We start from the raw sequence: 16,264 nt of genomic DNA on the forward strand, positions 1-16,264 counted from the left end.
ACATCCCCGGGCCCCCCGTGGCTCCCCGGTCCGCGCCGGTCCCGGCGGGAGCGGCCTCCCCCGGTATCTCGTCCACCGCCACCACCAGTGCTCGGGCTTCCGTCGTCATGAACGCCGTCCGGGCTTCGACGCCTCGGCGATCGCGTCCGTCAGCCGGTCCAGGACCGCTTCCGTCTCCTCGTCCGTGATCACCAGCGGCGGGAGCAGCCGGACCGTGGAGCCGAAGCGGCCGCCGAGTTCGACGATCAGCCCGCGCGCCAGGCACGCCGAGCGGACCCGGTCGGCCAGCTCCGGGGCGACCGGGTGGGCACCGACGGAGTCCAGCGGGCCCTCGGGGTCGACCAGTTCGACACCGATCATCAGGCCACGGCCCCGGACGTCACCGATCACCGGCAGTTCGGGGCGCAGGCCCTCCAGCCGCGCCGTCATCCGCGCGCCGACCGTCGCCGCGCGCTCGACGAGGCCCTGCTCGGTCACGTACCGCAGGGTCGCCGCGCCGGTGGCCATCGCCAGGGTGTTGCCCCGGAAGGTGCCGGTGTGGGCGCCGGGCAGCCAGCCGTCGTAGTCCTGGTCGTAGACGATCACGGCCAGCGGCAGGCCGCCGCCGATCGCCTTCGACATCACCATCGCGTCCGGGGTGATCCCGCTGTGCTCGACGGCCCAGAAGGCGCCCGTCCGCCCGACTCCCGACTGCACCTCGTCCACGATCAGCGGGATGTCCCGCTCGCTCGTGATCCGCCGCATCTCGCGCAGCCAGGCGTCCGGCGCGGGCACCGCGCCACCCTCGCCCTGCACCGCTTCGAGGATCATCGCGGCGGGCCGTACGACACCGCCCGAGGGGTCGTCGAGCAGCCGCTCGGCGTAGGTGGCGGACAGCTCGGCGCCGCGCTCGCCGCCGACCCCGAACGGGCAGCGGTAGGAGTACGGGTACGGCAGCCGGGTCACCTCGGACGCGCTGCCCGCGACGGACTCCCGCACCGAGACGTTGCCGGTGGCGGCCAGCGCCCCGGCGGTCATGCCGTGGTACGCCCCGGTGAACGCGAGCGTGCCGCGCCGCCCGGTGGCGGTCTGCATCAGCTTCAGCGCCGCCTCCACCGCGTCCGTACCGGCCGGACCGCAGAAGTGGATCCGGGCGCGGTCGGCGAACTTCGCGGGCAGGGTCGCGAAGAGCGCGTCCGTGAAGTCGTCCTTCTCCGGGGTCGCCAGGTCGAGGACGTGCAGCGGTGCGCCGCTGTCCATCGTGCGGCGGATGGCCTCCATCGCCACGGGGTGGTTGTGGCCGAGGGCGAGCGTGCCCGCGCCGGAGAGGCAGTCGAGGTAGCGGCGGCCGTCCGTGCCCTCGATCGTCATGCCGAGCGCGCGGGCCGGGACGATCGGGAAGGAACGGGCGTACGTGCGTGCCGAGGACTCCCTGGCGCGCTGGCGGCCGAGGATGGCGTTCGCGGTGGCGGCGGCGTCCGGGGCGGCGTCCCGCGCCGGGCCGGCGGAACGCCCGTTCGCGGGCAGGGTGATGGGGGGCACGGTCATGGGATGGCTCCGGAGGATGAGGAGGGGCTCAGAGCAGGTGGCGCTCGGCGACGGGGTGGCCGAGGAAGGAGTGCATGGCGAACTCCCAGCCGTAGGAGCCCGCGTAGGGGAAGACGATGAGGTCGCCGGCGCGTACCCGGTCGATGTGGACGTCCCGCAGCAGGGTGTCCTCGGGGGTGCACAGCTCACCGACGACGGTGACGCGCGTGTTCTCGGCCGTGGGGCGCGGACAGTCCTCGGTCCAGCGCTCGACGGGGAGCACCGCCACGTTGTGGACGATGTCCCAGGAGGTGGGCAGCTGGAAGTGGTTGATGCCGCCGCGCAGCACCGCGAACGACTCGCCGTACGACGTTTTGACGTCGGTGACCTCGGCCGCGTACCAACCGCAGTCCGCGACGATGAACCGGCCGGGTTCGAGGACGACCTTCACCCCGGCCGGGGGCCGTATCTCCGCAGCCAGTTCACCGAACCGGGCGACGTCGAAGGGCGCTTCGCCCTCGAAGGCGACCCCGATGCCCCCGCCGATGTCCACATGGCGCAGGTCGATGCCGGTCTCCCGGGCGGTCCGCACGCTCCACTCGACGGCCCAGCGCAGGTACGCGGCGTGCGTCTCGGCGTCGAGATTGCCGGACGCGGCGTGGATGTGGAAGCCGACGAGGTCCAGGCCCGGCAGCTTCATCGCCTGGGAGAGCACTTCGGGGACGTCGGGTTCGGCGACACCGAACTGCGAGGCGGCGCCGCCCATGAGCAGCGCCCCGGTGATGGGGATCTCGGCGGGGTTGACGCGGAGCGCGACCCGGGCGGTGACGCCCTCGGCGACGGCGATCCGGCTGACGCGGTGGAGTTCGAGGAGGGACTCGGCGTTGATCGCCTCGACGCCGGCCCGTACGAGGGCGGTCAGGACGGGGACGGACTTGGCGGGCCCGGCGGCGACGACCGGCACCGCACCGGCACCGGGCCTGATGCCGGACCCGGTGTCGAACTCACCTGCCGAGAGGGCTAGTTCCAATTCCGAGACCGACGCGACCTCGAAGCCGTCGACGTACGGGGCGAGGGAGCGTACGACGCCGGGGAACGCGTTCGCCTTGACCGCGTAGTACACCGCCGCCCACTCCGGCAGGACCGCGCGCAGCTCGCGAGCGCGCCCGGCGGCGACCGTCCCGTCGTACAGGTACGCCGCCAACGGCTCACCGCTGGAAGCCAGTTCCAGCAGTCGGTGGCGAACCGGGGCGGGCAGTACGTCCACCGGGTAGGCGGACCGGGGCGCGGCGGAGGGCGGGAACTGGACGGACACGGCTGGCTCTACCTCGGGGTGGGGGGCGGGGTGGACGGGGGCGCGGTGCCGGAATGGCTCCCCTTACATGGACAGACCGGCCGACACGTCACACACACGGCCAGACACTTAGGTGAGGCTAACCTAATGCCTCGTTCGGCAGATGCCAAGGTCGCCCGAACGGCGGCATCACATTTCCGGACAACGGAAAGTGCCGGTCGAAGGACCGGACAAGACGACCCGTCACCGGTTCTCGCGCCGATCCGGCGCGCCGGTCCAGCGCCGGTCCGGAGCCGGTCCAGCGCCGGTCCGGAGCGCCGGTTCCGCGATCCGGTCCGGAGCGCCGGTTCCGCGATCCGGTCCGGAGCGCCGGTTCCGCGATCCGGTGCGGCGCGCCGTTTCAGCGCACCGGTTCAGCGCGGTCCGCGCCTCACGAGATGAGCCTGCGACCCCAGATGTCCGTCGGCGTACCGGCACCGACCCCCGGGACCGGGTGCCCCTCGGCGCTCACGGCACCGAGCCGCGTCCAGCCCCAGGACCGGAGCGCGCCGAGGGCGGCCTCGTTCGCCGGATCGACCCGCGTCGTGACCAGTGCGGCGTTCGCGCGGACCAGCAGCTGGTCCACCAGCCGCGTGGCCAGCCCGACCCGCCGGTGCTCCGGCAGCACCATCAGCTCGGCGAGGGCGAAGACCTGTCCCGAGACCGTCAGTTCCTCGATGTCCCACGGAACGCCGTCGCCCAGCGCGCGCCACCACTGCCCGGCCCGGTCCAGCAGGAACCCGTACGCGTAAGCGCCCGGCTTGCGACCACTGGCCACCATCATGTCGAAACCGGCCCGCTGCACGTCCTCGGCGAAGACCCGCAGGAACTCCTGGCGGTCGTCGAACTCCTCACCACGGACGCGGCGGTACGCCTCGACGTACACATCCGCGACGGCTTCCCGCTGCGCCTCGGCCTGCCATCGGCTCAGGCGCCGGATAAACACCTCTGCCATGTGCCCTCCCCCGCGCGTTTCTCACGTCCCGTGCCCATGGTCGCAGTGCGGACACACCCACGGGAATAGCGCATCCCGGGTTCCGTATCCCGCCGTCCGCACATTCCCCCGCTCATTCCCGCGCACATTCCCGCGCCGCTGCCCGCGCCCGCCGAACCCGCGCCCGCCCACCGCCACCGGAGTAGGCTGGGAGCACCGAGGGCACACCGCACACCTGCTCCTACGCGGGTGTCGTTCCCGGAGAACCACGACACCGGGAAGACGGCAACGCACCCGGAGGCGGGTCAGTCGTATGACGACCACGTTCGACCCCAGCGCGTCACAGAAAATCACGTCACGGAAGACGATCGAGAAGATCCCGTCGCAGCCGACGGATTCCGTTCCCCCCTCTTCCGATTCCTCGGCCTCGGGCTCGGCCTCGGCCTCGGTGGAGCCGGTCCGTCTGGCCTTCGCACCGGGCGGCCACGGCACGGGGGCGCTCGACGGCGCCTGGTGGCCCCGCTCCCGCGACCTGGAGCACGAGCTTCCCGGCCTGGCCGAGGCCATGGACGCGCCCTTCGGACGCATCACGCGCGTGCTCGTGAACCCGGCCCACTGGCTGACCATCCCGCGCAGGGTGCGACTGCCGGAGCGGCTGCTGCACGTGGGCTGGTTCGCTGCCGAGCAGGACCCGCACAAGGTGATCGTGCGCTCGTACACCGTGGGCCGCTGGGATCTGCTGGTGATCCCGCCGGAGACGACCCCGGACACGGCGGCCCGGCTGATGGCGGCGGCGGCCGACCCGGAGAACCGGCTGACGGCGAGCGCCCTGATGGCGGTGGAAACCGACCGGACAACGGAGGAGGAGGCGATCGCCGCATGACAGGTGACTGGATCAGCGTGGTGGTCATCCTGGGCCTGATCGTGATCGGCGTCACGCTGATCCATCTGGTCAACGGCCAGCACCGGAACCGTATCGCCGTGTACAGCTTCGGCCGCAACCTCTGGTCGCCGGGGCTCCGTGCCAAGCGCGAGCAGGGCGGCGCGCACCCCGTGGGCGGCCGGCCGCACCGGCGCCTGCTCCCAGGAAGCTCAGGGACACCAGGGACCGCAAGGACCCGGCGCCACGCCCGGCGCGCGAACGCCGAGGCCGGTACCGAGCCGCGCTCTCCCGGACCGGGCGGGCCCGGCGAGCGCCCGTGACCCGAGTACGCCCAGCCATCCGCCCCCTGGCCGACGACAGGCTGTCCGTCCGCACCCTGCCCGCACCCGGCCTGGCGGAGATACGGGTCATCGCGGCGTCACCGGATACGGCTCAGCTGATCGCGGAGGTCCTGCGCAAGGCGTTCGACGCCACCGAACCGCGTAGTTACCCCGCCGACCGCATACGCGGCGGCACCAGGCTGCACCTCACCGTGGACACGGAGACGGGCCGCACCCACGAGGGCCCGGACCAGCCGCACGAGGACGAGATCGCCTGACCGCCAGGACCGCTTGCGCGGCCGGCTCTCCGGGCTACTTCTGGGCGTTCTCGCCCACATAGAAGAGCAGCCATACGAACCCGGCGAACAGGTGCGTCGCGAAGACGTAGACGAACACCCGGAGCGCGACGCCGCGCTCCTTCCATCTCTCGCTCTCGCTCACGCGCGCCTCCTGTCACTTTGGCACGCGTCGATCGCATGTCCGCCCATCCCGATCCAGCGTACGTCGCCCCGCCGGACCGGCCCGGAGCGTGAAAGCCCCGAGTGGATCAAGCGGCCCCGGACGCGTACAGCGCCCCTTCACCCGCCCCTGCGTCCGGCCCTTCGTCCGGCCCTGCGTCAGGTCCTTCGCCCGGCCCTTCGCCCGGTCGGCATTCCCGGCACGCGCCTGGTTCGGGGGCGCGGAAGGCGCGGTCGCAGCGATCGCAGTTCTGCAGGGGATCGGGCCGCACCGCGCGCGGCGGGGCGGCGGCCAGGGCCGGTAGCGGCGGCGGCATCATCTCGGTGAGCCGGTGACCGAGGAACCCCGCCGGGTGGCGGATGGCGTCCAGCGGCAGCGCCGCCGTCAGGGAGCGGTGTACGGCGGCGGCCCCGACGCCCCGCTCCAGCCAGGCCGACACGGCGGGCGCGAGCCGGACGACGTCCCGCTCGGACAGCACCAGGCGCTCGTCACCGCGCCGGAGCCCGGCCAGGATCTCGGCGGCGGTGCGGTGACGGCTGAGATCGGGATGACCGGGCTCGGGCAACGGCACCGGCACCGGCGGGGCGGCGACGGCGACGGCGACCGGTTCTGCCGGGAGGACCGGCACCTCGGGCACCGGCTGCGACTGCGGCCGCACAGCGGAAACAGCCACCGGAGCCGGAACAGCCACCGCCACAGAAGCCGGTACGGACACGGGTACGGCCACCGACACCGGCCCCGGCACCGGCCCCGGCCCCGCCTCCACCCGCCGGTCCGACGGCATGTCGTACGCGATCGTCCTGGTCATCCACCGCCCGCCGGGGCCCGGCCGCCGCTCCCGCGACAGATAGGCGTACGTCTCCAACTCCCGCAGCGCGGCGGCGATGACGACCTCGCCCTCGGGGAACTTCTCCGCGAGGGCCTTGATGCCGACCTTGGCGCCATCGGCGAGCGACTGGATGTGCACGGCGAGACCGATCGCGGTCAGCGAGAGGCGGCGGTGCTGGGCGAGGTGATTACCGACCACGGTGAACCGCTCGGTGTGCCGGTGCCGGACGTGTCTGACCCCGGACGGGGGAACAGTCGCCGGAACGCCGGACCGGGCGCGCGAAGGCGCGTTAAGCTGCCGAACAGCCATCGGGAAGCTCTTCTCTTCCTGGGTGGTGAGGCCCCCGATCGGGATTGCGAGTCCCGGCCGGGGGCCATTACGTGTGTGAGGTTGTGTCGCAGAGCGTAACCACACCCCTGAGTCTCCGATGACCAGATGCCGCCTCTTTCACCCGTCCGGGTGACGGCGGTGGGGGGTTTGGTTGGGAGGGGTAGTTTTCCCCGATTTTTTAAAAGCTCTTCAGTCCTTTCAGGCCTTCGGTCCTTAAAGCCTTGGTGCCTTTTCCCGTGTCTTTATCGGTGCCTTTACTTCTTGGGTCGCCCCCCACCGGAACCCGGCCGACCAGGTCCCGGCCCACCAGGTCCCGGCGTACCGGACCCCGGCCCACCGAGTCCCGGAAACCCACGACTCGGTGCGACCTGGGGGGACAGGGCGGTCCGCACTACTTCGTCGCGACCACGTAAGCGCTGCCCCACCGGCGTTTCGGGTTCGCCAGGGACGGATCGAACGTCCACGGTTCGACTGTCGTGAAGCCCGCTTCACCGAAGAGCTGAACGAGCTTCTCGTGGTCGTAGGCCCAGTAATGAGCGTGGTAGACGGGGTCGTCGTCCTGGTCGCGGAAGACGTAGTTGATGAGGTCGAGGTACGTGTTGATGTCACCGCGACAATCCCGCTTGGCGTACCACCGGTCGATCATTTCGGCAGAGTGCTCCGGCGGCGCCGGGTACTGGCCCAGGACGAACCCCGCGTCGGGTACTCCGGTGATGAGACGACCGCCGGGCATCAGTACCCGGAACGCCTCGCGGGCGTAGTGCTTGGCGGATCGCGGATAGTCGATGTGCTCCAGGAAGTGCTCCGAGAAGAGCAGTTCGACCCCGGCGTCACGCAAAGGGATGCCTTCCCGGACATCCCAGAGCAGGTCGGCCGGCGGGACAGCGTCGATGTTGAAGAACCCGTCGATGCGGTGCGTTCCCCCGCCGATCTGCACCCGCGTGGGTGCGTCGTCGATACGGCCGGTGGGACAGGCACTTCTGCCTGCGCGGTGGTGCTGGTGGAGCTCGATCTCCTTCGCCGCCGCACGCAGGCTGCGCGCAAGGCCGTGGGTAGTACCTGGTTCGGCCAGCACGGCCGCGATCTGCTCGGCGAGGCCATTGATGGACGCCGGTCCGGAAGAGGCGTGATGCGTCACGGTGATCTCCTACGCGGGGAGGGTCGGTGGGGTGCGACGGCCTGTCCGCCGTATACCGATGCCGTTCACGCGGCACCGGGCGTCGGCTCGGCCCACTGGTTGTTGCGCATGAGGGTGTGTTTGATGTCCACCAGGCGTGGGGCGACGGTCAGCGCCAACCGCTCCGTCCGGTGGAGACATCCGGCACCGTCCGGTTCGGCGCGCCAGACGCGGTAGTCAAGGTTGGGGTAGGCGGGATTGATGCCGATCTCACCCTTGGGCATCGTGCCGTTGAACGGCGTGACGATGTCCATGTGGTTCCAGTAGTTCCACGCCTGAAGAGCCTTGTGCTGGTCGAAGTAGAAGTAGAAGTCGGGGTAGCGGCCGAAACTGCGGAGCTCCCGGTGGATGAGGTGCCCCAGCAGCGGGCCGAGCTGAGTGGTGAGACTGTCGAACTCCCAGCGCGTACGGTGCCAGGCTTCCGGCACCTGTCCGGGGGTGAAGAGCCGGGCGGCGACGAGATAGCTGATCCGTTCGACCAGGTAGGTGCGGGCGTGGTCGGCGTCGATGGTGGGATCGACGCGGCCGAGGAGTGTCGCCAACTGCCGGGGCTGAGGACGGAATTTCGCGAGATCGAACTTGCCGGCCATGGCGGGGAAGGATGCGAACAGCATCTCCTTGTAGAGCCAGTTGTTGAACTCGCCGAGTTCGGCCAGCCGACGAGTCTGGCGCGATGTCGAATGAAGCATCAGGTACTCGGCGAGCACCTCGAAGTAGAGGTAGCCGAGGATCGGCAGCCGGGGAATGGTGTCGTCGAGAAGCCGCAGAAACGGCTCGTCGGCCACCGCGACGCCACGGTAGGCGATGGCCGCTGCCAGAGCCAGGAAGGCGCTCGCGTTCTTGGCCCGTCCGACCACGGTCTCGCGGAGCTGATGCCGCTCGGCCTTGCTCAGCAGGTATTCGAGATGGCTGTAGATCCGCAGATGGATCGATCCCAGACGCAGGTAGTCCACGCCGGCCAGCCCTCGGTAGACCCCCGGCGGCGCGGTGATCTCGAAGATCAGCGGCGTGGGAGCCCGGTCCGTCACTCCCGCTCCGGCTCCAGCTCCAGCTCCAGCTCCAGCTCCAGCTCCAGCTCCAGCGAGGAACGCCGGGGCTTCCTTGGTGAGGATGTAGGAGGCCAGGTTGTGCATGCGAAAGCCACGGTCGGTCGGTGTGAGCGGCGCGCAGTAGATGCTCCCGACGAGACAGCCGCCCGAGGGATACAGGACCCCCCGCCGGCTGATCTCCTCCAACGCGTGAGTGACGTGAAGCAGGTACGTCTTGCCGCCGCCGTCACCGTTCAGGGCGTCGAAGAGCGCGTTCCGGCGCATCAGCGTCCCGTTCGGTGTTCCGTCGGCCAGACGTCTCTCCCAAGCGATGGCCTGGGCAGCGAGCGGACCGCTCTCGCCGGCGGAATCCGGCAGCGGAGAGGCATGGAAGAAAGCATGCGCGTCGGCCCACAGGTGGTAGGTCTCCAGGACGTCCACGGCTAGACCATTCCCTTCTCGGCGAGTGCGTACAGAACGGCCTCGGCGCTACCGGCACCAGCCAGGCAGGCACTCTCCGAAGTCACCACGAGGTCGAAAGCGACTTCTCGCAACTGGTCGAAGGCGGGCTCCCGGACATGGCGGGCGTCCGGCCACCAGCGGAGCTTCGGCAGCCGGTAGCGGTCGAGTGCGTCAGCTGCCTTGACGAGGTCGCAGATGCGCTCGGCCCGTGCGTGGTCACGCTGATCGTCGGCGTCGAAGTCGCCGTACGGCACGTCGTGCAGTCGTACGGCGATGGCCGCCCGGGTGATCGGGCACGGCGTCGCCGCCAAGCCGAAGTGATCCCGGACCGGTCCCCCGTTGGCGGCCAACCAGATCGCGGCCCGCGCGCCATGGCCTTGGTCATCCTTGTCGTGCAGGCGCCGGCAGTCGTGGACGGCGGCGGCCAGTATCGCGGTGACGGTATCGGTGTCGTCCTGGCCGTGCATCTCGGAGAGCAGCGCGGCCAGAGCAGCCGTGCGCATGCTGTGCCTGACGCCGTGGATCGAGTCGTGGATCTTCGGCTCGGCCAGCCATCCGATCGGAAGAGCCGACCGGCCGAGGAGGCGCTTCGACGCTGCTCGCAGTGGCGGCAGCCACGCCTGCCCGTGAGCCGGCCGGTTGGCACTGATCCACTGAACCGTTGCCCGGTCCATGTACTGGTGGTCCGGAAGCTGCCTCCGGGCAGCCAGTGCGACCAGGCTCGCGGTCGCCGGGGTCGTGCTCATCTGTCCCCACCCCCCTGGTGGTTCACCGCGCCGAAGGACTCCTACCGGATCGGCGCGTCCTGCCGTTGTCGGTCCTTGCGCTCCCGCTCGCCGGCCTCGAAAGCGGCGGTGAAGTCGGCCAGCTCCCGCTCGGTCATCAACGTCACGCCGAGCTCGGTGGCCACGTCCACGATCCGGGCCACGGCATCGGCCCGGGCGGCGTCCGAGGCCGCGTCGTCCAGGAGTACCTCGAACTCGGCGTGATGGCCCCACGCGTCGCTCCACTTGACCGCGATCTCGACGTCGCGGAAACGGTAGTTGTGGCGAAGGTTGAATGCCTCGTGCATCACGGGCTCGAAGCCAAGGGCGTTGAACACCTTCACGGCCGCCGGGACGTCCGCGCGGGCGATGGCGAACTCGGTCTCGGGGAAGGCAGCGCCCTGGCCGATCCTGCTTCCCTTGAGGGTGATCTTGGCGGTGCCCGCGGCCGTGTTGTCGGTGACCTTGAGCAGCTGGTCAGGGAGCACGTAGAAGTAGATGTGCTTGTCGTCGGGCCCCAGGTCTGCGGAGTCCTGCCGCAGCAGACGGGCGATGAGCCGGTCATGGGCGTCCTTGTCGAAGCGGGCGCGCATTTCGATCTCGACAGCCAACGGTCGTGCCTCCTCGTTTCAGGCATGCCGGATCCAGCCGACACGGCGGAGAGTCCCGCCGGGATCGGTGGCCGGTAGGGAACGGGCGATCAAGTGGCGGGCGACGCGGCCGCCGTGGCAGGGGCGGCCGCATCGCCCGTGACGGGTCACACGGGCGTCAGGCGAGTTCGCCGAAGCGTTCCCGGACCACACCCGTGTGCAGGTAATTCGGCAGTGGGACACCACCGACCGCGACGCGGCCGGTCGCCACCTGGTCCTCCGTCTCGCTGGAGAAACCGTCCAGGAGCTGGAGGCACCGCTGCACCCACTCGCGCGACGCGGGCCAGTCGCCCGTGTCCCGGTGTCGCACCGCCAGCGCGTACGCGGTCTCGGTGGCCGCCCACCGGTCGGTGGCCAGCTCGCGCTGGAAGATGGACTCCAGCTCCTCGACGGAGGCCAGGCGGCTCTGGTTGGTCATGGTGCCCTCTCAGGTAAACGGTCGTACGCCATCAGAGATCAACGCGGCGACGTCTCCGTGGTGACGCTGGGACCTGCGGCCGGCGCCGTTCCCGGCACTAATAAGTGAAGATCTCCGCCAGCGTGCGGTAGTCCTGCAGCTCGTCCTTGGTGAACCACAGCTCCACCTCCTGCTCGGCCTCCTCCTTGTTGCCGGAGGCGTGCACGAGGTTGGCCACCGCCTTGCCCGATGCCACGCTGGCGGCCGCGCTGTAATGCGAGAAGTCACCACGGACCGTCCCAGCCGGCGCCTGGTTCGGGTAGGTGCTCCCGACGATCTTCCTGACGGTGGCGATGGCGTCGAAGCCCTCGAACACGAGGGCGATGACCGGTCCCCGCTGCATGAATGTGGCCGTGAAGTTGTAGACCTCGGCGCCCAGCCGCTCTTCGAGATCGAAGTAGTGGCGCCGGGTGAACTCCTCGTCCATCCGCTTCATCTTCACGCCGACGATCTTCAGGGCCGCCTCTTCGAAGCGCGTGATCACCCTCCCCGCCAGGCCGCGCACCAGCGCGTCGGGCTTGAGCAGGACGAGCGTTCGCTCGACCGTATGTACCTGCTCCTCAGTCATCTGTTCCCTTTCAACTTCCGATATGTCGAGATGACGGGCTATCAGTTCTACGAAACGAGGCTACCCGCGATGACGGGACGATTCCGATGGACGGTCGGGCCGGCCGACAACATGCCGGCGTCATGCCGGTTAGGCATATTCAGGGAATCAATTCCTCAACTTGCGTATCCGCCACCCCTGCAATTCGCACAGATGCGCGCGGCTTGGCTGGGACCGGCCTTGGTCAAGCCTGACGACAAGTTTTACGCTGTTCTCGTCGCAGGACCATGAAAAGCCAGTGCAGCAGGCGTGCATCTTCGAAGCATGATCCTTGCATTCTGAGCGGTCGCGACTGGAAAGGGGGGCCGGTTATGGATGTGATCGAGATCTGGAGTGGTCGTTATGCCTGCCTGCTTCAGTCGGCCCTCCGCCTGACCAACGAAGCCTTCGCCACCCGCCTCGGCATCGCCGTCCGGACCGTTGCCACCTGGCACGCGGACCCCACCGTCGTACCAAGGGCCGAGATCCAGCAGCTCCTGGACACCTCGTTCGAGGGAGCTCCGGCGGCGGCTCGGCACCGCTTCGCACTCCTCGCCGCCGGGGACCGGACGGGACACGGGGAGGCTACGGCCGACACCAGGACGGCCCAGGCGCTTCGCGTCGCGATCGCCGTCGTCATTCGGGAGAACGACGTGCTGTTGGTCTGCCGCCGCGACGGCGACGCGTCAGGGATCACCTGGCAGTTCCCAGCCGGGGTGATCAAGCCCGGCGTGAAGGCGGAGACGGCGACCGTACGGGAGACACTGGACGAAACCGGCGTGCACTGCGCGATCCGGCAGAAACTCGGTAGCCGGCTCCACCCCACGACAGGTGTGCTGTGTGAATACTTCCTCTGCGAATATCTCGCCGGCGAAGCCACGAACAGCGATGTCGTCGAGAATGTCGACGTGATGTGGGTACCCCGAAATCGGGTGACCCGCTTCATTGCGATCGGTACGATTTTCCCACCCGCCCTGGCCACCCTGGAGGAGCAGACGTGACACATCAGACTGCCGAAAAGCGGCCAGGAATTTCCGCCGCGATCGTGGTCCACGGGAACCGCGTCCTGATGGTGCGACGCCGCATCAGCGAAGGTCAGCTCTCCTGGCAATTCCCGGCCGGAGAGATCGAACCCGGCGAATCACCCGAAGAAGCGGCGGTCCGCGAGACGCTGGAGGAGACGGGACTCGGGGTGACCGCACTCAAACCCCTCGGCGAGCGGGTCCACCCGAAGACGGGGCGCCTCATGTCGTACACGGCCTGCGAGTTCGTGACCGGGACGGCCGAAGTCCTCGACACCGAGGAACTGGCCGAGCTTGCCTGGATCACCCACGCCGAGATTCCGGCATACGTGCCCTACGGACTCTTCGAGCCGGTACAGACCTACCTGGACGCCGTACTGCTCACCTGATCCGGCGCCTTTTCTCCTGGCGGGATCAGCAGAGCTACCGACGACGACTCAGAGCCCGTCCGGCACCGTGGACGCGGCGCTCTCCCGGACGATCAGCTCGGGAGTCAGCATCACGCGCTCCGGATCGCGCTGGGGTTCCCTGATCCGGCTCAGTAACAACCGGGCGCAGACCCCGGCCGACTTCGTCCATCGGCTGACGGAGACTGCTCAGGTTGGGCGAGAGCAGCGCTGCGGCGGCGGAGTCGTCGAAGCCGACAACAGCGACGTCCCGCCCCGGCTCCCGCCCACTGTCCCGCAGCGCCCGGTAGCAGCCGAGGGCGAGCGTGTCGCTGGCCGCCACCACGGCGGTGACGCCTGCCTCGATGAGCCCTCCCACCGCCTCCCGCGCGGCGTCGACGTCATCCGCCGCACTGACCCGGAGACCCCGCGCGGACAGCCCGTGCCGCAGCATCCCCTCGCGCCAGCCCCGCGCCCGGTCGTCACCCACCCGCAGCCCCCGACGCCAGCCGAGAAAGGCGATCCGGCGATGTCCGAGGGAGACGAGATGATCGACGGCGGCCCCGGTGCCATGAGCGCCGTCCACATCCACCCAGTCCTCGGTGTCCCGGGCCGCCCAACGGCCGAACGCGACGAAGGGGATGCCCCGTTGCCGTAACCAGCCGGGTCGGCGGTCACCCCGGTAGGTATTGGTCAGCACGAAGGCGTCCACCGATCGCTCGCGCGACAGTTCGGCGTAACAGTCGGATTCGTCTTCCCCGTCAGCGGGCGCGGCGAAGACCAGGACGCGGTAGCCCGCCTGGCTGGCCGAATCCGACATCGCGTGCAGGAAACGCTCCATGCCGAGCCCGGAAGTACCCTCGATCGGCGACCGGACCCCGAATCCGATCAGCCGACTGGACCGGGTACGCAGCGAACGCGCGGCCTGATGAGGACGGTAATCCAGCTCGTCGATGGACCTACGGACCCGCTCCAGGGTGGCCGGGGCAAGCAGATCGGGAGAATGGATCGCGTTGGAAACGGTCTGAGGCGAAACACCCGAACGCTGGGCGACCAAGGCCAAGGTGGCCGGTCTGTAGCCGCTCCCACCTGGAGAGGGCAGACGAGCCATCGATCGCCTCCATTTTCCGCCACGTCCCACGGGGGTGACGACACACATCGCCCATGGCACGCGAAGATCATTGATTTGATGATGTAGACGCCTTGTGATTGCGTCAACTGAGTTATGGGATAAGGCCTGTTGTCGCCGTACAGGCCCTCGATTCCCCTGGGCGACGTCTCACTGTCCGGCCCGACGGCCACGCCGGTCGGCGTGATGGCGAGCGGCCCCGCCGACACAGCCCACCCGGCGCCGGCCACGGCCTCACAAGCCCCCTCTCCCACTCCTCCGATTACGCTCGGCCAGGCGCCTGCTGAGCGCGTCGGCCGGCGACTCGGGCTCGTAGTCGGGGCACAACGAATGCCCGCACTCGCACTTGGGCCACCGCAGCGCGGCGCCGGGAACGAGATCCTCGATATCCGCGCCTTCCACGCGGGGGTCCGACTTCTGGACAGCCAGAATGCCGTTCGTGCCGAACTCCTCCGTCAGTCGTGACAGGAAACGCCGCGCCTTGCTACTGGTCATTCCGCCACTCGCCTCAGTCCGTGGAGCACCCGCTCCATGAGTTCCGTCGTTACCGGGTCGTACATCCGGGGAACGCACTCGGGCACCAGGCGCCAGAAGCCTCCGGCATGGACCGTCGCCTCAAGTTCGGCCGTACGGACCGCTGCTTCGGGGGCTTGCTCGCACATGTGGGGGTGTGCCTTCCGTCATCGCACTGTCACCGTCTGTGCTTCAAGGATCGGCATTCCTGCGTACTCTCAACAGAGGGGAGCGCTTTACCATCGGAACCGTAAAATCGGGAAGTGAAGCCATGGCCAAGGAAGTTGACACGGCGTCCTCTATGGCGGCGTTCTACGGAGGCCGACTGCGCCGCCTCCGCCAAGGCAAGGGCTGGACTCAGCGAGCCTTGGGCTCCAGAGTCAGCGTCGAGCACTCACGTATTGCTCAGATCGAGCTCGCCAAGGGCAGCAAACCCACTCTGGACCTCTCTCGTGCGCTGGATGATGCCCTCGACTCCGATGGCCTGCTGCAAGAGCTGTGGCCACACGTCTACCGCGAGACGTACCCGGACTGGTCACGTGCCTACATGGACGCCGAAGCTCGCGCCGTCGAGATCTGGGCGTACATGGGCCACGCCGTGCACGGACTGCTGCAGACTCCGGACTATGCGCGGGCCATGCTCAGGGTCGGGCGCTCACTCAAGACTCAGGAGCAGCTGGAGGAACGCGTGTCCGCCCGCTTGGCCCGACAGGAGCGACTCAGATCCTGCACTCCGCCCCAGCTGTGGGTCGTCCTCGACGAAGCTGTCCTACTGCGCCCGGTCGGTGGCGTGGCGATCATGCGGCAGCAACTGGAACATCTTTTGAAGGCCGCCCAGGAAGCCCACGTGACAATCCAGGTGCTTCCCTTCAGCCACGGTGAACACGTAGCCATGGGTGGCTCGCTCAACATCGTGACCAGTGGAGACGGGTCCACGGTGGCCTACAGCGAAGGCGCCGACTCCGGCCATCTCATCGAGGACCCGGAAGAGGTCAAGCCGTACATCGTCTCTTACGATCACCTGCGGGCCGAAGCCCTACCGTCAACAACCTCACTGGACATGGTCCGTTCCGTTATGGAGGGCAGCTACCTTGACGCGCGTGTCCCATCTCGATCTCAGCGCCGCCGTTTGGCGCAAGTCCAGCTACAGCAATCAGGAGGGCGGGGCGTGCGTGGAAGTCGCGAAGGAAGTGGCAAGCGTCGTCCCCGTACGTGACAGCAAAGAGCCCCACGGCCCGGTACTCCTGCTCACCCCCGCTGCCTGGTCCGGCTTCGTCGCGTTCGCCGCGAAGCGGGCGGGCTGAACCCTGCGGGCCGGTGCACCTGAGGGACGGCACAGCCCTCAGCGGGTCAGCGTCTCGAAGCCGACATCTCCGCAGTACCGCACGACACGCGCCACCGCATAGCCGTCACCGTCCCTCATCGCCAACACCGTCTCCTCCCCCAAGGTGCGACCTCCGCCGACTGCCTCATCCCGGAGCGGTCCCATCGCGAGG

21 protein-coding genes are annotated in these 16,264 nt (G+C 69.1%); 7 read left to right on the plus strand and 14 right to left on the minus strand.

Annotated features, from left to right (window positions below; genetic code table 11):
- Positions 1–105: 105 nt before the first annotated feature.
- From ACIBAE_RS26160 to ACIBAE_RS26170, 3 genes are all read right to left on the minus strand, one after another.
- A complete protein-coding gene (locus ACIBAE_RS26160) occupies positions 106–1,527 on the minus strand; it encodes a diaminobutyrate--2-oxoglutarate transaminase (protein ID WP_399289957.1) in 1,422 nt (473 codons plus the stop codon).
- A 28-nt stretch (positions 1,528–1,555) separates the two neighbouring features.
- A complete protein-coding gene (locus ACIBAE_RS26165) occupies positions 1,556–2,821 on the minus strand; it encodes an alanine racemase (RefSeq protein WP_399289959.1) in 1,266 nt (421 codons plus the stop codon).
- Positions 2,822–3,230: 409 nt separating this feature from the next.
- Positions 3,231–3,794 (minus strand): GNAT family N-acetyltransferase, encoded by a 564-nt coding sequence (locus tag ACIBAE_RS26170; RefSeq protein WP_399289961.1) that lies wholly within the window; start codon positions 3,792–3,794, stop codon positions 3,231–3,233.
- Positions 3,795–4,086: 292 nt separating this feature from the next.
- Between ACIBAE_RS26170 and ACIBAE_RS26175 the strand changes: the two genes are divergently transcribed.
- From ACIBAE_RS26175 to ACIBAE_RS26185, 3 genes are read left to right on the plus strand one after another with little or no spacing between them, the layout of a single operon-like run.
- Positions 4,087–4,656, plus strand: a complete 570-nt coding sequence (locus ACIBAE_RS26175) for a DUF5994 family protein (protein WP_399289963.1) — start codon at positions 4,087–4,089, stop codon at positions 4,654–4,656.
- Positions 4,653–4,976: a hypothetical protein gene (locus tag ACIBAE_RS26180; protein ID WP_399289965.1), complete on the plus strand. Its 324-nt coding sequence runs from the start codon at positions 4,653–4,655 to the stop codon at positions 4,974–4,976. Before ACIBAE_RS26175 ends, ACIBAE_RS26180 begins: the two co-directional genes overlap by 4 nt.
- On the plus strand, positions 4,973–5,254 hold the full coding sequence (locus tag ACIBAE_RS26185; protein WP_399289967.1) for a hypothetical protein: 282 nt from the start codon (positions 4,973–4,975) through the stop codon (positions 5,252–5,254). The genes ACIBAE_RS26180 and ACIBAE_RS26185 overlap by 4 nt, the downstream gene beginning before the upstream one ends.
- A 34-nt stretch (positions 5,255–5,288) precedes the next feature.
- Here the strand turns inward: ACIBAE_RS26185 and ACIBAE_RS26190 are convergent, their stop codons facing one another.
- The 8 genes from ACIBAE_RS26190 to ACIBAE_RS26225 form a co-directional block, all read right to left on the minus strand.
- Positions 5,289–5,417: a DUF6126 family protein gene (locus ACIBAE_RS26190; protein ID WP_399289969.1), complete on the minus strand. Its 129-nt coding sequence runs from the start codon at positions 5,415–5,417 to the stop codon at positions 5,289–5,291.
- 106 nt (positions 5,418–5,523) lie between these two features.
- Entirely contained in the window at positions 5,524–6,462 is a 939-nt protein-coding gene (locus tag ACIBAE_RS26195; RefSeq protein WP_399289971.1) for a helix-turn-helix domain-containing protein, read from the minus strand.
- Between the two features lie 523 nt (positions 6,463–6,985).
- Complete coding sequence (locus tag ACIBAE_RS26200) at positions 6,986–7,732, minus strand: class I SAM-dependent methyltransferase (RefSeq protein WP_399289973.1); 747 nt, start codon at positions 7,730–7,732, stop codon at positions 6,986–6,988.
- Between the two features lie 65 nt (positions 7,733–7,797).
- Complete coding sequence (locus ACIBAE_RS26205) at positions 7,798–9,240, minus strand: hypothetical protein (protein WP_399289975.1); 1,443 nt, start codon at positions 9,238–9,240, stop codon at positions 7,798–7,800.
- A gap of 2 nt (positions 9,241–9,242) precedes the next feature.
- Positions 9,243–10,007, minus strand: a complete 765-nt coding sequence (locus ACIBAE_RS26210; RefSeq protein WP_399289977.1) for a hypothetical protein — start codon at positions 10,005–10,007, stop codon at positions 9,243–9,245.
- 41 nt (positions 10,008–10,048) lie between these two features.
- Positions 10,049–10,636 carry a CYTH domain-containing protein gene (locus tag ACIBAE_RS26215; protein ID WP_399289979.1) on the minus strand — a complete coding sequence of 196 codons (588 nt, stop codon included), beginning with the start codon at positions 10,634–10,636 and terminating at the stop codon, positions 10,049–10,051.
- 157 nt (positions 10,637–10,793) lie between these two features.
- Entirely contained in the window at positions 10,794–11,093 is a 300-nt protein-coding gene (locus ACIBAE_RS26220; protein WP_399289981.1) for a hypothetical protein, read from the minus strand.
- A 97-nt stretch (positions 11,094–11,190) separates the two neighbouring features.
- Complete coding sequence (locus tag ACIBAE_RS26225; protein ID WP_399289983.1) at positions 11,191–11,700, minus strand: nucleoside-diphosphate kinase; 510 nt, start codon at positions 11,698–11,700, stop codon at positions 11,191–11,193.
- A gap of 350 nt (positions 11,701–12,050) precedes the next feature.
- Between ACIBAE_RS26225 and ACIBAE_RS26230 the strand changes: the two genes are divergently transcribed.
- Together ACIBAE_RS26230 and ACIBAE_RS26235 are read left to right on the plus strand one after the other, a co-directional pair.
- The gene (locus ACIBAE_RS26230; protein ID WP_399289985.1) at positions 12,051–12,719 is read left to right on the plus strand and encodes an NUDIX hydrolase; all 669 of its coding nucleotides are present in this window, start codon (positions 12,051–12,053) and stop codon (positions 12,717–12,719) included.
- Positions 12,716–13,129 carry an NUDIX hydrolase gene (locus ACIBAE_RS26235; RefSeq protein WP_399289987.1) on the plus strand — a complete coding sequence of 138 codons (414 nt, stop codon included), beginning with the start codon at positions 12,716–12,718 and terminating at the stop codon, positions 13,127–13,129. The genes ACIBAE_RS26230 and ACIBAE_RS26235 overlap by 4 nt, the downstream gene beginning before the upstream one ends.
- A 34-nt stretch (positions 13,130–13,163) precedes the next feature.
- Here ACIBAE_RS26235 and ACIBAE_RS26240 read toward each other — a convergent pair whose 3' ends face one another.
- From ACIBAE_RS26240 to ACIBAE_RS26250, 3 genes are all read right to left on the minus strand, one after another.
- The gene (locus ACIBAE_RS26240) at positions 13,164–14,189 is read right to left on the minus strand and encodes a LacI family DNA-binding transcriptional regulator (protein ID WP_399289989.1); all 1,026 of its coding nucleotides are present in this window, start codon (positions 14,187–14,189) and stop codon (positions 13,164–13,166) included.
- A gap of 300 nt (positions 14,190–14,489) precedes the next feature.
- The gene (locus ACIBAE_RS26245) at positions 14,490–14,750 is read right to left on the minus strand and encodes a hypothetical protein (protein WP_399289991.1); all 261 of its coding nucleotides are present in this window, start codon (positions 14,748–14,750) and stop codon (positions 14,490–14,492) included.
- On the minus strand, positions 14,747–14,917 hold the full coding sequence (locus ACIBAE_RS26250; protein ID WP_399289993.1) for a hypothetical protein: 171 nt from the start codon (positions 14,915–14,917) through the stop codon (positions 14,747–14,749). The genes ACIBAE_RS26245 and ACIBAE_RS26250 overlap by 4 nt, the downstream gene beginning before the upstream one ends.
- Before the next feature lie 122 nt (positions 14,918–15,039).
- Between ACIBAE_RS26250 and ACIBAE_RS26255 the strand changes: the two genes are divergently transcribed.
- Together ACIBAE_RS26255 and ACIBAE_RS26260 are read left to right on the plus strand one after the other, a co-directional pair.
- Entirely contained in the window at positions 15,040–15,984 is a 945-nt protein-coding gene (locus ACIBAE_RS26255; RefSeq protein WP_399289995.1) for a Scr1 family TA system antitoxin-like transcriptional regulator, read from the plus strand.
- Positions 15,941–16,072 (plus strand): DUF397 domain-containing protein, encoded by a 132-nt coding sequence (locus tag ACIBAE_RS26260; RefSeq protein WP_399289997.1) that lies wholly within the window; start codon positions 15,941–15,943, stop codon positions 16,070–16,072. The genes ACIBAE_RS26255 and ACIBAE_RS26260 overlap by 44 nt, the downstream gene beginning before the upstream one ends.
- Positions 16,073–16,264 lie beyond the last annotated feature (192 nt).

The sequence above is a fragment of the Streptomyces sp. NPDC051569 genome, from assembly GCF_044454085.1.
In the GTDB taxonomy this organism is placed as follows: Bacteria; Actinomycetota; Actinomycetes; order Streptomycetales; family Streptomycetaceae; genus Streptomyces.

Bases quoted from the DNA above. Each gene is read 5' to 3' on its own strand.
- ACIBAE_RS26225 (WP_399289983.1), bottom strand. From the start codon at position 11,700: ATGACTGAGGAGCAGGTACATACGGTCGAGCGAACGCTCGTCCTGCTC.
- ACIBAE_RS26160 (WP_399289957.1), bottom strand. From the start codon at position 1,527: ATGACCGTGCCCCCCATCACCCTGCCCGCGAACGGGCGTTCCGCCGGC.
- ACIBAE_RS26245 (WP_399289991.1), bottom strand. From the start codon at position 14,750: ATGACCAGTAGCAAGGCGCGGCGTTTCCTGTCACGACTGACGGAGGAG.
- ACIBAE_RS26175 (WP_399289963.1), top strand. From the start codon at position 4,087: ATGACGACCACGTTCGACCCCAGCGCGTCACAGAAAATCACGTCACGG.
- ACIBAE_RS26230 (WP_399289985.1), top strand. From the start codon at position 12,051: ATGGATGTGATCGAGATCTGGAGTGGTCGTTATGCCTGCCTGCTTCAG.
- ACIBAE_RS26210 (WP_399289977.1), bottom strand. From the start codon at position 10,007: ATGAGCACGACCCCGGCGACCGCGAGCCTGGTCGCACTGGCTGCCCGG.
- ACIBAE_RS26255 (WP_399289995.1), top strand. From the start codon at position 15,040: ATGGCCAAGGAAGTTGACACGGCGTCCTCTATGGCGGCGTTCTACGGA.
- ACIBAE_RS26250 (WP_399289993.1), bottom strand. From the start codon at position 14,917: ATGTGCGAGCAAGCCCCCGAAGCAGCGGTCCGTACGGCCGAACTTGAG.
- ACIBAE_RS26220 (WP_399289981.1), bottom strand. From the start codon at position 11,093: ATGACCAACCAGAGCCGCCTGGCCTCCGTCGAGGAGCTGGAGTCCATC.
- ACIBAE_RS26170 (WP_399289961.1), bottom strand. From the start codon at position 3,794: ATGGCAGAGGTGTTTATCCGGCGCCTGAGCCGATGGCAGGCCGAGGCG.
- ACIBAE_RS26180 (WP_399289965.1), top strand. From the start codon at position 4,653: ATGACAGGTGACTGGATCAGCGTGGTGGTCATCCTGGGCCTGATCGTG.